General features: G+C 68.6%; 14 protein-coding genes. 6 read left to right on the forward strand and 8 right to left on the reverse strand.

The window, feature by feature from the left end:
• Positions 1-172 precede the first annotated feature (172 nt).
• On the reverse strand, positions 173-847 hold the full coding sequence (locus F9C11_RS09365; protein WP_009084463.1) for a Crp/Fnr family transcriptional regulator: 675 nt from the start codon (positions 845-847) through the stop codon (positions 173-175).
• Positions 848-1006: 159 nt separating this feature from the next.
• On the reverse strand, positions 1007-1258 hold the full coding sequence (locus F9C11_RS09370) for a hypothetical protein (protein ID WP_037369289.1): 252 nt from the start codon (positions 1256-1258) through the stop codon (positions 1007-1009).
• A 237-nt stretch (positions 1259-1495) separates the two neighbouring features.
• On the opposite strand from F9C11_RS09370, the gene nth reads away from it, so the two are divergent.
• From nth to F9C11_RS09390, 4 genes are read left to right on the forward strand one after another with little or no spacing between them, the layout of a single operon-like run.
• Entirely contained in the window at positions 1496-2179 is a 684-nt protein-coding gene (gene nth / locus F9C11_RS09375) for an endonuclease III (RefSeq protein WP_409186856.1), read from the forward strand.
• Positions 2176-2778, forward strand: coding sequence for a TlpA family protein disulfide reductase (locus F9C11_RS09380; RefSeq protein WP_409184480.1), 603 nt, complete (start codon positions 2176-2178; stop codon positions 2776-2778). Before nth ends, F9C11_RS09380 begins: the two co-directional genes overlap by 4 nt.
• The gene (locus F9C11_RS09385) at positions 2775-3491 is read left to right on the forward strand and encodes an NUDIX hydrolase (RefSeq protein WP_409184481.1); all 717 of its coding nucleotides are present in this window, start codon (positions 2775-2777) and stop codon (positions 3489-3491) included. The genes F9C11_RS09380 and F9C11_RS09385 overlap by 4 nt, the downstream gene beginning before the upstream one ends.
• Before the next feature lie 7 nt (positions 3492-3498).
• The gene (locus tag F9C11_RS09390) at positions 3499-4683 is read left to right on the forward strand and encodes a MarP family serine protease (RefSeq protein ID WP_409184482.1); all 1185 of its coding nucleotides are present in this window, start codon (positions 3499-3501) and stop codon (positions 4681-4683) included.
• 221 nt (positions 4684-4904) lie between these two features.
• Here the strand turns inward: F9C11_RS09390 and F9C11_RS09395 are convergent, their stop codons facing one another.
• Genes F9C11_RS09395 through nhaA form a run of 3 tightly spaced genes read right to left on the reverse strand, consistent with a single transcriptional unit; the run spans position 4905 to position 7583 of the window.
• Positions 4905-5822 (reverse strand): alpha/beta fold hydrolase, encoded by a 918-nt coding sequence (locus F9C11_RS09395; protein ID WP_409186857.1) that lies wholly within the window; start codon positions 5820-5822, stop codon positions 4905-4907.
• Positions 5823-5841: 19 nt separating this feature from the next.
• The gene (locus tag F9C11_RS09400; protein ID WP_409184483.1) at positions 5842-6339 is read right to left on the reverse strand and encodes a phage holin family protein; all 498 of its coding nucleotides are present in this window, start codon (positions 6337-6339) and stop codon (positions 5842-5844) included.
• Positions 6340-6398: 59 nt separating this feature from the next.
• Positions 6399-7583 (reverse strand): Na+/H+ antiporter NhaA, encoded by a 1185-nt coding sequence (nhaA, locus tag F9C11_RS09405; protein ID WP_409184484.1) that lies wholly within the window; start codon positions 7581-7583, stop codon positions 6399-6401.
• Between the two features lie 287 nt (positions 7584-7870).
• On the opposite strand from nhaA, the gene F9C11_RS09410 reads away from it, so the two are divergent.
• A complete protein-coding gene (locus F9C11_RS09410) occupies positions 7871-9328 on the forward strand; it encodes a peptide MFS transporter (protein ID WP_409184485.1) in 1458 nt (485 codons plus the stop codon).
• Here F9C11_RS09410 and F9C11_RS09415 read toward each other — a convergent pair.
• Positions 9325-10047, reverse strand: coding sequence for a VIT family protein (locus tag F9C11_RS09415; RefSeq protein ID WP_409184486.1), 723 nt, complete (start codon positions 10045-10047; stop codon positions 9325-9327). The two genes, F9C11_RS09410 and F9C11_RS09415, sit on opposite strands and share 4 nt — an antisense overlap.
• Before the next feature lie 120 nt (positions 10048-10167).
• Here F9C11_RS09415 and F9C11_RS09420 point away from each other — a divergent pair, with 120 nt between their 5' ends.
• The gene (locus F9C11_RS09420) at positions 10168-10506 is read left to right on the forward strand and encodes a cupin domain-containing protein (protein ID WP_409184487.1); all 339 of its coding nucleotides are present in this window, start codon (positions 10168-10170) and stop codon (positions 10504-10506) included.
• Positions 10507-10568: 62 nt separating this feature from the next.
• Here F9C11_RS09420 and F9C11_RS09425 read toward each other — a convergent pair whose 3' ends face one another.
• Both F9C11_RS09425 and acs read right to left on the reverse strand, forming a co-directional pair.
• Positions 10569-11084, reverse strand: a complete 516-nt coding sequence (locus F9C11_RS09425) for a DUF6319 family protein (protein ID WP_409184488.1) — start codon at positions 11082-11084, stop codon at positions 10569-10571.
• A 137-nt stretch (positions 11085-11221) separates the two neighbouring features.
• Positions 11222-13201, reverse strand: coding sequence for an acetate--CoA ligase (acs, locus tag F9C11_RS09430; protein ID WP_409184489.1), 1980 nt, complete (start codon positions 13199-13201; stop codon positions 11222-11224).
• Positions 13202-13212: the final 11 nt, after the last annotated feature.

Here is a 13212-nt window from a genome sequence, read left to right on the forward strand (position 1 = left end):
TCGGGGGTGGCGCCCGGCTCCTTGTCATTTTCCGGGCCGGACCGCCCGGTTCCGGCGGCGACACGGGGTCCGCGAGGAATGCCGCTCTTGTGGGGGACGCACGCACGAAGGCCACCCCCAGCAGGAGGTGGCCTTCGAAAAACCCGTGCGGATTAACCCGCTCGGGGGAAGATCAGCGGGCGCGGCGAGCGAGCCGCTCCGGGTCCAGGATCAGCACGCTCTTGCCCTCGAGCCGCAGCCAGCCGCGGTGGGCGAAGTCGGCGAGCGCCTTGTTGACGGTCTCGCGGGACGCGCCGACGTACTGGGCGATCTCTTCCTGCGTCAGGTCGTGGGTGACCCGCAGCAGGCCCGCCTCCTGGCTGCCGAAGCGCTGCGCCAGCTGCAGCAGCGCACGGGCGACGCGGCCCGGAACGTCGGTGAAGATCAGCTCCGCGACCATGTTGTTCGTGCGGCGCAGGCGGCGCGCGACGACGCGCAGCAGCTGCTCGGCGATCTCCGGGCGGGTGGCGATCCACTGCCGCAGCGCCGGGCGGTCCATGGTGACCGCGCGGACCTCGGTGACCGTCGTGGCGCCGGACGTGCGCGGGCCGGGGTCGAAGATGGACAGTTCGCCGAACATGTCGGACGGACCGGCGATCCACAGCAGGTTCTCGCGGCCGTCCGGGGACTTGCGGCCGATCTTCACCTTGCCGGACTGGATGATGTACAGCCGATCGCCCGGCTCGCCCTCGTTGAAGATGACATGGCCGCGGGGGAACTCCACGGATTCCAAGGTCTGGGCCAGCGCCTCCGCCGCTGCCGGCTCCACACCCTGGAAAATGCCCGCACGGGCCAGGGTTTCGTCCACCTCGGGTGCCTCCTCGTCGAGAAACGATCACTTCCTTCGCAGGTCGAAGGCAGTGTCGCCGATCACTTTCGCGTCAGTCTAGGGCGTGTCGGGCGGATCGCTCGTCGGCTCGCCGCGCCCGGCGCGGCTGCCTGGAACGATCACGTCCGACTGAGCAGCCTAACTCCGCACCTTGCGCGCGCGTAGCCTGGCCGCCCGTCCGCCGAGCCGGCGGAGCCGGAAGAGCTCGAGCGCGCGGCCGATCCCGTGCCCGTACAGCGCCCTGACCTCGTTGGGCTGGGCCTGCTCCAGGAATTCCTCGACCTCGTTCTCCTGCACCGCGACGTGCTTGAGCCGGCTTTCGACCCGCTCCATGAACAACGCGAAGAACATGATCACCAGCGGGACCAAGATCACGAACCACACGGTCATGCCACAGCTCCGCTGTTTTCGGTGACGCACTCGGTCATGGATCTCCAGATCCTCGCTCAGGGCGGACGCGCGGCCCGCAGAGGTGGTGCTCTGGCGGTTCGGCCGTCCACCGGCGGATGCTCCCGACCGGCTCGTCCGACTCGCCCGTAGGCTATCGGGGTGCCCCCTGTTGTCCCGAACGGGCCCCGCGCGGACCGCGAAGAAAGCCGGCTCGCCCTCGTGAGACGCGCCCGGCGGATGAAACGTTGCCTCGACGAGGTTTATCCGGACGCCAAGGCCGAGCTGGACTTCACGAATCCGCTGGAACTGCTGGTCGCGGTGGTGTTGTCGGCGCAGACGACGGACGTGCGGGTGAACCTGGTCACGCCCGCGTTGTTCGCGAAGTACCGCACCGCCGCCGATTACGCCGGAGCCGACCGCGCCGAACTCGAGGAATACCTGCGCACGACCGGGTTTTTCCGGGCGAAGGCGAATTCGCTGATGGGTCTCGGCGCGGCGCTCGTGGAGCGCTACGGCGGCGAGGTGCCGAAGAAACTGGACGACCTCGTCACGCTGCCCGGCGTCGGCCGCAAGACCGCGAATGTCGTGCTCGGCAACGCTTTCGGCGTGCCGGGAATCACAGTGGACACTCACTTCGGCAGGCTCGTGCGGCGCTGGGGCTGGACCGCGGAAGAGGATCCGGTCAAGGTCGAGCACGCGGTCGGCGAACTGATCCCGCGGAAAGAGTGGACGATGCTGTCCCACCGCGTGATTTTCCACGGCCGCCGCGTGTGCCACGCCCGGAAACCGGCCTGCGGCGCGTGCCCGCTGCGCAAGGACTGCCCGTCGTTCGGCACCGGGCCCACGGAGTTCGAAGCGGCCGCGAAGCTGGTCAAGGGGCCGGAGAAGGACCACATTCTCGAGCTGGCGGCGCGCGGGTGACCGCGGTCACCAAATGGGCGCTCGGGGTCGCGGTGCTGGCGGTGGCCGCGTTGGTCGCGGTCCTGACGCTGCGCGGCGGCGACGCGAAGTCCGCGCCGCCCGCGTCCGGCGACCTCGCGGCCGCGCGGGCGGCGGCGAAGCTCCAGGCCTGCCCGCCCGCCGCGGCGAAGGAGGTCGGCCGGCTGTCCGGGATCGAGGCGGACTGCCTCGGCGATGGCTCCCGGGTGGACGTCGGCAAGGTCCTCGGCGGCGGTCCGGTGCTGGTCAACGTGTGGGCGTCGTGGTGCCAGCCGTGCCGTACCGAACTGCCGGTGCTGCAGCGGTACGCGGCTGAGCCGGGCGCGGTGCGCGTGGTCGGCGTGCAGGTCGCGAGCCCGGCCTCGGACGGGCTCGGCCTGTTCGAACGGCTCGGCGTGCACCTGCCGTCGCTCTACGACGGCGACGGCCAGACCGGCCCGATCCGCACCGCGCTCAAGGCGCCCTCGTCGCTGCCCGCGTCGTACCTGGTCACCGCGGACGGCCAGGTCCGGTTCATCGCGAACCCGCGGTTGTTCGACAACACTGACCAGGTGCGCGCTGCTGTGAAGGACTACTCATGACCACCGGACCGCTCGTCGAACCCGAAGCCGTGCCGGAATGGCTGCGGCCGCTGGTGAAGGTGTCCGGAGAGGTCGACAGCCGCACGTTCACCCGGTTCAGCCCGCCGGACGACCTGCTCACCCGCGCCGCCGCGGTGCTCATCTTGTTCGGCGAACGGCCTGGTGGCGCCGGTCCGGACGTCCTGCTGCAGCGGCGGGCGGACACGCTCGGCTCGCACGCCGGGCAGGTCTCGTTCCCCGGCGGCGGCGCGGAGGACGGCGACGACGGGCCGGTCGGCACCGCGCTGCGCGAAGCGGAGGAGGAGACCGGCGTCGACCCGTCGGGGATCCTGCCGGTCGCGGTGCTGCCGGAGCTGTTCGTGCCGGTGTCGCGGTTCGCGGTCACGCCGGTGCTGGCGCACTGGCACACCCCGTCGCCGGTGCGCGCGGTCGATCCGGCGGAGACGGCGGCGGTCGCGCGGGTGGCGCTGGCCGACCTCGCGGACCCGGCGAACCGGTTCACCGTGCGCCGCGGCGACGCGTCCTGGCGGGGTCCCGCGTTCACCGTCGACGGCCTGTTCGTCTGGGGCTTCACCGCTGGTCTGCTGTCCGTGCTGCTCTCCCTCGGCGGCTGGGAACGGGAGTGGGACACCGGCGATGTGCGCGAGCTTGACGTAGCGTGGGCCGAACATCAGGGCCGGTTGGCGGCCCGGGACGGCACTATCGAGGAGTGACGGCGCGGTGAACTGGGTCGATGTCGTCGTCCTGCTGCTCGCGGTCATGGCGGCGGTTTCCGGCGCGTTCCAGGGTGTGATCGTCGCGCTGCCCGCGCTCGTGGGCGTCGCGCTGGGCGCGGTGGCCGGGGTGAAACTGGCCCCGTTCGTGATCAGCCTCTTCGACAGCCCGGTCGCGAAGGTCGCGTTCGCGTTCGCGGTGGTGGTGTTCCTGATCGTGCTGGGCGAGACGCTCGGCGTGTGGGTCGGGCGGAAGCTGCGGCAGAAGATCAATCCGGACAAGCTTTCCGGCATCGACAAGACGCTCGGCGCGATTGTGCAGGCGGCCGCGGTGTTCGTGGTCGCTTGGCTGGTCGCGAATCCGTTGACGACGGTGTCGGCGATTCCCGGGCTGGCCAAGTCGATCAACTCGTCGGTGGTGTTGGGCGAGGTCAACGACCTGATGCCGGCTGAGGCGCAGGGGCTTCCCAGTGATTTGCGGAAGTTGCTTGACGCGTCTGGGTTTCCGTCTGCGTTGTCGCCGTTTGAGAAGGCTCCCTCGGCGGATACGCCGCCGCCGGATACTTCGCTCAATGTGTCCGCGGTGGCTAAGCGGGTGCATCCCAGCGTGGTGAAGATTCGGGGGAACGCGCCTTCTTGTTCTCGGGCGCTTGAGGGCAGTGGGTTTGTGGTCGCGCCGCAGCGGGTGATGACTAACGCGCATGTGGTGGCAGGGACTGAGGAGGTCGGGATCGAGTCGACCTCCGGGGATTATCGGGCTCGGGTTGTTTATTTCAATCCGGAGGTCGATGTGGCGGTGCTTGCCGTGCCCGGGTTGCGGGCGCCGGTGTTGCCGTTCGCGCCGACGACTGCGAAGGCCGGGGATAACGCGGTGGTGCTGGGGTATCCGTTGGATGGGCCTTATACGGCTACTCCGGCTCGGGTTCGGGGGCGGATCAATCTGCGCGGGCCGGATATTTACGACGCACGTACTGTGCAGCGGGATGTTTTCACTGTTCGGGGGACGGTGCGGAGCGGGAATTCTGGAGGGCCGATGATTACTCCGGACGGGGAAGTCATCGGGGTGGTTTTTGGGGCTGCGGTTGAGGATCCGGAGACTGGGTTTACGTTGACCGCGGATCAGGTGCGGGGTGAGGTTGAGGCTGCTCCCTCGCAGAGTGAGCGGGTGGGGACTGGGGCTTGTGCTAATTGAGGGTTCGGCTCGTCGCCTGGCGGCGACATTGCGGCTCGTTGGTTGCGTGGGGCACCCCGAAGCCCGATTGTGCTGACGGTCTGGGGGTGCTTGTCAAGGCGGGAAAGATGCCTTGACAAGCACCCCCAGACCGCAGGGAGGCTTCGTATCGGGGTGTGGGGGAGGGGCTGGGTGCCACGCTGTTTGGGTGCGGTGCCTGCGGTTTTTTTGGCCTTGCGGCCCTAGCTGATGAAGTCCACAACGGACTTTGTTACTCGGTCTGGGTCTTCCAGGTGGGGGAAGTGGCCGATGTTCGGCCAGATTTTCGGTTCGCTGTGCGGGCCTGCCCAGTGGACTGACGCCGTCGCGGTTTCCGGGAGGATGCAGGTGTCAGCCGCGCCGTGCAGTTGCAGTACTGGGGCGTTGACGCGGGCGTTCACTGCGTCGGTGAAGCGTCTGCCTTCGCCTCGGAATTGGGCGCGGAAGGCCCAGCGGTAGTACTCCAGTGCGGAGTGGGCTACGCCTGGGACCAGCATGGCTTGGCGGAACGACGGGACGGTCTCGGTGAAGTCCGTGGATGCTCGCCAGGTTTCGCCGGACCATTTGCTGAACAGCTCTTCTACTGCCGCCGCGTTGTCGCGGACCAGCCATTTTTCCGGGGCCATCGGTATCTGGAAGCGGAAAAGGTGGCCTGCTGCGCGGATCTGGCTTCTGGCGCGCTTCACCGCGGACTTGAACGCCAGCGGGTGTGCGGCTCCGATCGCGGTCACCGACGACACCAGGCGCGGGTGCAGTGCGGCTACTGTCCAGGCGAGCATGCCGCCCCAGGCGTGGCCTACTAAGTGTGCCCGGCGGGCGCCCAGTGCCTTGATCAGGCCGCCGACGTCGCCTGCCAGGGTCCACGCGTCGTAGCCGCGCGGGGGTTTGTCCGAGTCTCCGTAGCCGCGCAGATCTACCGCTGCCGCGCGGAAACCCGCGTCGGCCAGTGCGGGCAGCTGGTGCCGCCAGGTCCACCAGAAACCGGCGAAGCCGTGCAGGAGCAGCACTAACGGGCCCTCGCCGCATTCGGCCACGTGCAGGCGGATGCCGTTGGCCGAGACGTCGCGATGCGTCCACGGCCCGTCGACCCGCACGCTCGACGGGTCCGGCGTCAGCTCCACCACCGGGCGAGGGCTGGCGTCAGCCCTGCGTCGAGGGCAGGTCGGCGTCTTCGGCCGGCTTGCGCTTGAACGCCTCGGCCGTCTCCTTGACGCTGCTGATGGTGCGTTCCGGCGCGCGCAGCTTCTTCACCTTGCGCCAGCCGAGGAACGCCGTCGCGCCCACAGTGACCAGCATCAGGCCGAACACCGTCGCGAACGCGGGCCAGCGGATGCCCCACCAGTCCGACAGGCCCTCGGCGATCAGCAGGAACAGGAAGAAGGTGCTGTACAGAAAGACGGTGAGGGCGATCAGGAAGAAGACCGTCCCCTTGAGCGCCTTCTTCGCTTCCTGCGCCAGCTCGGCTTTCGCCAGCTCGATTTCGGCGCGGACCAGCGTCGACAGGTGCTGGGTGGCGTCGCCGACGAGCTTGCCGATGGACTGCTCGCTCGCCGCGGCTTCCTCGTCGCTGGACAGGGGCAGGTACGGCACGGCCCCCACGCCGTCGGGGCTGGTGCGCTCGTGTTTGGGGCTGCTCACTGGGTCATCGTGCCACGTGACCGTATGCGAGGCGCGACGGACCGGCGGGAGTGTCGGGATCAAGCCGCCTTCGCGTGCACCCGGCTGCGCCGCAAGAGCAGCAGAGCCGCGGTCAGCGAGGCGATCGCCGAGGCGATCAGGACCGCCGCTTTGGCCACTTCGGCCGCTTCGCCGGGCAGCGCGAGTTCGGCGATCAGGAGGCTGACGGTGAACCCGACGCCGCCGAGCACGGACAGCGCGGCCACGTCTCGCCAGCTCATCCCGCTGGGCTTTTCCGCCACGTGCAGCTTCACCGCCAGCAGGCTCGCGCCGAAGATGCCGACGAACTTCCCGACGACCAGTCCGATGAGGACAGCCAGCGGCAACGCGGTGGTGAAAACGGTGGACAGGGCGTCGCCGTTCACCGAAATCCCCGCCGCGAACAAGGCGAACACCGGCACCGCCACCGCCGCGGACCACGGCTGCAGACGGTGTTCGAGCCGGACCGCGGGTGCTTCTTCCTCGCCCTCGTCCTCGCGGACCCGCGTGAGCAGCCCGAGCGCGACGCCGGCGATCGTCGCGTGGATGCCCGCCGAATGCACCGCGACCCAGGTGATCAGCGCGATCGGCACGTACAGCCAGGGCGTGCGGACGCGTTTGTGCTGCAGGAAGGCGTAAAGCCCGAGCGCGACCACCGCGACCGCCGCCGCGATCAGGTTGAAACTGCTGGTGAAGAGGATCGCGATGACGAGAATCGCGCCAAGGTCGTCCACCACGGCAAGGGAAAGCAGGAAGACCCGCGCGCTGCTGGGCAGGTTCGAGGCGGTCAGCGCGAGCACGCCGAGCGCGAACGCGATGTCCGTGGCCACCGGGATCGCCCACGCCCGGTCGACGCCCGGCGTTCCCCAGGCGACCGAGAGCGCGAGCACCGCGGGCACGACCATCCCGCCGACCGCCGCGATCACCGGCAGCACCGCTTGCCGCCACCGGGACAGCTCGCCGACCACCAGTTCTCGTTTGAGTTCAAGCCCGGCGACGAAGAAGAACAGGGCGAGCAGCCCGTCCTTGGCCCAGTCGCCGAGGGTGAGGTTGAGGTGCAGGAATTCTGGGCCGAGCCGGAAGTCGCGCAGTGCCTCGTAAGCCGGCGCGAGCGGCGAGTTGGCCCAGATCAGCGCGACCGCGGTGGCGCCGAGCAGGATCAGCCCGCCGGTGGTTTCAGTGCGAAGGAAACGGGCGAATTCGGCGACGGCGCGTGCTGGGGTCACGAAAAACTCCTTGTGGGGACGGCGGCTCTCCCGCCGACCAGACTTCCCGGCACACCGATGTCCAGTTTACCGTCCGCAGTCGCCGATTACCGCCCGTTGTGACGAACGGCAACTCACGATTGCCCGTTGACGCTCGCATCCCCGGCGACCGGGCGCAAACGCAGGTCAGCCCATCGCGGCGGGCAAGTTGTCTAGTCCATACTGACGCCGGTTTTTCGTTCACCTGTTCGCCTTCTAGCATGCGAGGAGAGAACGACAATGATGTTGAAAACAGGGACGAGGCAGTAGTGAGCACCCCTATCGACGCCCAGGCCGACACCAGATTCTTCGGGCACCCGAGGGGGTTGGCGAACCTCTTCGGCGTGGAGATGTGGGAGCGCTTCTCCTTCTACGGGATGCAGGGCATCCTCGCCATCTACCTCTACTACCAGGCCGACAAGGGCGGCCTTGGGATCGACCAAAGCGCCGCGCTCGGCATCGTCGGCGCGTACGGCGGCACGGTCTACCTCGCCACGGTCGTCGGCGCGTGGATCGCCGACCGGCTGCTCGGCTCCGAACGCACGCTCTTCTACAGCGCCATCGTGGTGATGATCGGGCACATCGCGCTGGCGGTGCTGCCCGGGCTGACCGGCGTCGGCGTGGGCCTCGCATGCGTCGCGCTCGGGTCCGGCGGGCTCAAGGGCAACGCGACCTCGGTGGTCGGCACGCTGTACGCCGAGGGCGACGAGCGGCGCGACGCCGGGTTCACGATCTTCTACATGGGCGTCAACCTCGGCGGGTTCATCGGCCCGCTGCTGACCGGGCTGGCCCAGCAGAACCTCGGGTTCCACTTCGGTTTCGGCCTCGCCGCGATCGGCATGGCGCTCGGCCTGATCCAGTACACGATCGGGCGGAAGAATCTCGGCGCGAAGGCGTCCGAGGTACCGAACCCGCTGCCGTCCTCGCAGCGCGCGCTCGTGATCGGCGTCGCCGTGGTGATCGTCGCCGCGGTCGTCGCGCTGATCATGTCCGGCGTCGTCACCCCGGACAACCTCGCCGACGTCGTCGTCTACGTGGTCGTCGCGATTTCGATCGTGTACTTCCTGGCGATCCTGACGAGCAAGAAGATCACCTCGGACGAGCGCAGCCGGGTGCTGTCGTTCATCCCGATGTACATCGCCAGCGCCGCGTTCTTCTCGCTGTACCAGCAGCAGGCGACGGTCGTCTCGGTCTACAGCGACCAGCGGCTCGACCGCGACCTGTTCGGCTGGACGATGCCGGTGTCCTGGGTCAATTCGATCAACCCGGTGTTCATCATCGTGATCGCCCCGATCATCGCGGCGATCTGGACGAAACTCGGCCCGAAGCAGCCGTCGACCCCGATGAAGTTCGTGCTCGGCACGGTGCTCATGGGCGTGGCGTTTCTGCTGTTCCTGCCGATGGCGCACACCGGCGACAACGGCAGCCCGCTGCTCGCGCTGGCCGGCATCCTGCTCGTGTTCACCATCGCCGAGCTGATGCTGTCGCCGGTCGGGCTTTCGCTGTCGACGAAGCTCGCGCCGGAGGCGTTCCGCACGCAGATGGTGGCGCTGAACTTCCTTTCGGTGTCACTGGGCACGGCGTTGTCCGGCAAGCTCGCGCAGTCCTACGACCCGCACGACGAGGTGCCGTACTTCAGCATCATCGGCGGCGTCGCGGTCGCGATCGGACTTCTGCTGTTCGCGCTGATTCCGGTGATCCGTCGCCTGATGCGCGGGGTTCATTAACCCACGGTGGTGCCGAAAGCCACCCCGACGAAGTAAGTGACGAGCATGGTGAGGGCGCCGACGCCGACGTTGCGGACGATCGCGCGCCCCACCTGTGCGTTGCCGAGCCTCGCGCTCACGAAACCGGTGAGCGTGAGGCCGACGACCACCGCCAGCGCGCACGCCCATACCCGGACGCCGACCGACGTCCAGGCGATCGCCAGCAACGGCAGCAGCGCGCCGACGGAGAACGCCAGCAGCGACGCCCACGCCGCCTGCCACGGGCTGGTCAGGTTGTCCGGGTCGATGCCGAGTTCGGCTTCCGCGTGCGCCTGCAGCGGGTCCTTTTCGGTCAGCTCGCGCGCGACCTGCTTGGCCAGCTCCGGCGAGAGGCCTTTGTCCTCGTAGATCTGCGCGAGTTCGCGTTCCTCGGCCTCCGGCATCGTTTTCAGTTCGTGCTTCTCGAGCCGCAGCAGCGCGCGTTCGGTGTCACGCTGGGTGCTCACGCTCACGTATTCCCCGCCCGCCATGGAAAACGCGCCCGCGACGAGCCCGGCAATTCCCGCGGTGAGGATCGTGGTGCTGTCGGTGGTGGCTCCCGCGACGCCCACGACGATGCCCGCCACGGACACGATCCCGTCGTTCGCGCCGAGAACCCCCGCGCGCAGCCAGTTGAGCTTGCCGCCGACGTCCTCGTGCGGCTCGTGCGCGTGCACCGCGTCGCCCATCGTTTCGGTCACGGCTTCAGTGAATCACGGAAATTGTTTCCGCGCGACATTTTCCCGAGTTCTGGAATTCGGTTAAGAAAGGCAATCCTCAATGAATTGTGCCTTGCCTGACCGGGCGAATAGGCTGCCGGGATGGAGCAGCAGTGGCGGACGTTGTCGGTGGTGGAGGGCCAGCCGTTGCGCGGCGGCACCGGGCTGATCCGCGAACGGGCACGGGCGGAACACGGGCTGGCGTACGAAATCCGTTATCCGGCGGGCGTCGCGTCGGCCGAGCACAGTCACGACCACGACAGCATCGTGCACGTGCTGGAAGGGCGGCTGCGCGGCACGGTCGACGGGGTGTGGTCCGAACTCGGGCCGGGCGACGTCGTGGTGCATCCGCGCGGCGTGCGCCACCACGTCGAAGCGCTCGCCGACAGCCGGTGGATCGAGTTCAAGGCCCCGCTGCCCGGACGGCCGCCGGTGGGCTGAAACGACGAACGCCCGGGTCCGGCGCCCCAGCGGACACCGGACCCGGGCGAACCGGGTCTGGCTCAGTTGTCGAGTTCGGCCAGCGCCGCCTTCGCGGCCTCCAGCTCGGCCTCCAGCTGCGCGACCTTCGCGGCCTGCGCCTCGCGGGCGGCGTTGATGACCTCGTCGATCGGGCCGGACAGGTCGTCGTGCAGTTCCTTCGCCGCACGCGACACCGCCGCGGCCGGGATCGCCAGGCCCTTCGCGACCCACTTGGCGCCGTTCTTCAGCTCGGCCTGCCACTCGCCGTCCGCCGTGCCGGTGACGGTGAGCGTCAGCTCCACGGTGCGGGTCTTCTTCGCCGTCGACGCCGCGGCCTTCGGACGGCCGCGCTTCGGCTTCGGCGATTCGACCGCCGGGGTCTCCTCAGCCTGCGAAGACTCCGGCTTCGGAGCGTCCGCCGGGGCGCTCGAAGCTTCTCCAGCGGCAGTGGGCTCGGCGACTTCCGGGGCCTCCGGGGTGCCGGCGGCCTGCGGCGATGACGCCGCCGCCGGCCCGGCCGCAGTGTCCTCGTCGTGCGTCAAGGCTTCCACGGACATTCGTGTCGTCTCCTTGCCCGGATCTGGGTTGGGTACGCGGGCATCGTAGAACATGCGTTCGATGCCCGCACTTTCAGGGGAGCAATGCAGGAAGGGACCCTCCCAGCCGGGAGAGCCCCTTCCTGACGGTGAAGAACTTACTCCTCCTTGCCGGAGTTCAGTCCGGAGGAGATGAGGTCCATGACCGACGAGTCGGCGAGCGTGGTCACGTCGCCGATCTGGCGGTTCTCCGCGACGTCGCGCAGCAGCCGGCGCATGATCTTGCCGGAGCGGGTCTTCGGCAGCTCGGCCACGACCATGATCTGCCGCGGCTTCGCGATCGGCCCGATCTCCTTCGCGACGTGGTTGCGCAGTTCCTGCACCGCCTCATCGCCGCCGTCGACGGCGTTGCCGCGCAGGATCACGAACGCGACGATGCCCTGTCCGGTGGTCGGGTCGGTCGCGCCGACGACCGCGGCCTCGGCGACCGTCGGGTGCGACACGAGCGCGGACTCGACCTCGGTGGTGGAGATCCGGTGCCCGGACACGTTCATCACGTCGTCCACGCGGCCGAGCAGCCAGATGTCGCCGTCCTCGTCGTACTTCGCGCCATCGCCCGCGAAGTAGTAGCCCTGCTCGGTGAACCGGGACCAGTAGGTGTCGCGGAAGCGCTCGTCGTCGCCCCAGACGCCGCGCAGCATCGACGGCCACGGCTTGTCCAGCACCAGGTATCCGCCGCCGCCGTGCGGGACCTCGACCCCGGTGTCGTCCACGACCTTCGCCGAGATGCCCGGCAGCGCGCGTTGCGCGGAACCCGGCTTGGCGGCGGTGACGCCGGGCAGCGGCGAGATCATGATCGCGCCGGTTTCGGTCTGCCACCACGTGTCCACGACCGGCGTCTTGTTCGCGCCGATCTTGTCGCGGTACCAGATCCAGGCCTCGGGGTTGATCGGCTCGCCCACGCTTCCGAGCACCCGCAGCGAGGACAGGTCGTACTTCGCCGGGATGTCCTCGCCCCACTTCATGAAGGTGCGGATCAGCGTCGGCGCGGTGTAGTAGATCGAGACCTTGTACTTCTGGATGATTTCCCAGTGCCGGCCCTCGTGCGGCGTGTTCGGCGTGCCTTCGTAGACGACCTGGGTCACGCGGTTCGCCAGCGGCCCGTACACAATGTAGGAGTGCCCGGTGATCCAGCCGATGTCGGCGGTGCACCAGTAGACGTCTTCGCCCGGCTTGTGGTCGAACACGACGTTGTGCGTGTACGCGGTCTGGGTCAGGTAGCCGCCCGAAGTGTGCAGAATGCCCTTCGGCTTACCCGTGGTGCCCGAGGTGTACAGGATGAACAGCGGGTGCTCGGAATCGAACGCTTCCGGCTTGTGCTCAGTGGACTGTCCGTCGACCAGTTCGTGCCACCACAGGTCGCGGCCCTCGGTCCACGGCGTCTCGCCCTCGAGGTCGCTGCCGGTGCGCTTGACGACGATGACCTTCTGCACGGTTTCCGCGCCCTGCAAGGCTTCGTCGACGTTCGCCTTCATCGGCGCGGCCTTGCCCCGGCGGTACTGGCCGTCCGAGGTGATCACGATCTTCGCCGCCGCGTCGTCCACCCGCGCGCGCAGCGCCGTCGGCGAGAAACCGCCGAACACCACGCTGTGCAGGGCGCCGATCCGCGCGCACGCCAGCATCGCGAAAATCGCCTCGGGCACCATCTGCAGCTGGATCGCCACGACGTCCCCGGCCGCGACGCCCAGCGACGACAGCGCGTTCGCCGCCTTCGAGACCTCGTCCTTCAGCTGCGCGTAGGTGATGTCGCGGGTGTCGCCCGGCTCGCCGACCCAGTGGATCGCGACCTGGTCCCCGTGGCCGGACTCGACGTGCCGGTCCACGCAGTTGTAGGCGACGTTCAGCTTCCCGCCGACGAACCACTTCGCGAACGGCGCATTGGTCCAGTCCAATACCTGGGACCACTTCGTGTCCCACGACAGCCGTTCCGCCTGGCCGGCCCAGAACTGCTCCCGGTCAGCGTCCGCCGTCGCATACAACTCGGCCTTCGCGTTCGCCTGACCAGCGAACTCTTCGCTGGGGGGAAACGTGCGGCTCTCCGTGAGCAGGTTGTCCAACGCTGGGGACTGCTCGGTCATGGTGCAAAGCC

Origin of the sequence: Amycolatopsis sp. VS8301801F10 (genome assembly GCF_046195355.1) — a bacterium.
Taxonomy (GTDB): Bacteria; Actinomycetota; Actinomycetes; order Mycobacteriales; family Pseudonocardiaceae; genus Amycolatopsis.

What these genes read in the sequence shown, in the direction of transcription:
- F9C11_RS09370 (WP_037369289.1), bottom strand. Translation starts at nt 1,258, where the DNA reads ATGACCGTGTGGTTCGTGATCTTGGTCCCGCTGGTGATCATGTTCTTC.
- nth (WP_409186856.1), top strand. Translation starts at nt 1,496, where the DNA reads ATGAAACGTTGCCTCGACGAGGTTTATCCGGACGCCAAGGCCGAGCTG.
- F9C11_RS09385 (WP_409184481.1), top strand. Translation starts at nt 2,775, where the DNA reads ATGACCACCGGACCGCTCGTCGAACCCGAAGCCGTGCCGGAATGGCTG.
- F9C11_RS09420 (WP_409184487.1), top strand. Translation starts at nt 10,168, where the DNA reads ATGGAGCAGCAGTGGCGGACGTTGTCGGTGGTGGAGGGCCAGCCGTTG.
- F9C11_RS09425 (WP_409184488.1), bottom strand. Translation starts at nt 11,084, where the DNA reads ATGTCCGTGGAAGCCTTGACGCACGACGAGGACACTGCGGCCGGGCCG.
- acs (WP_409184489.1), bottom strand. Translation starts at nt 13,201, where the DNA reads ATGACCGAGCAGTCCCCAGCGTTGGACAACCTGCTCACGGAGAGCCGC.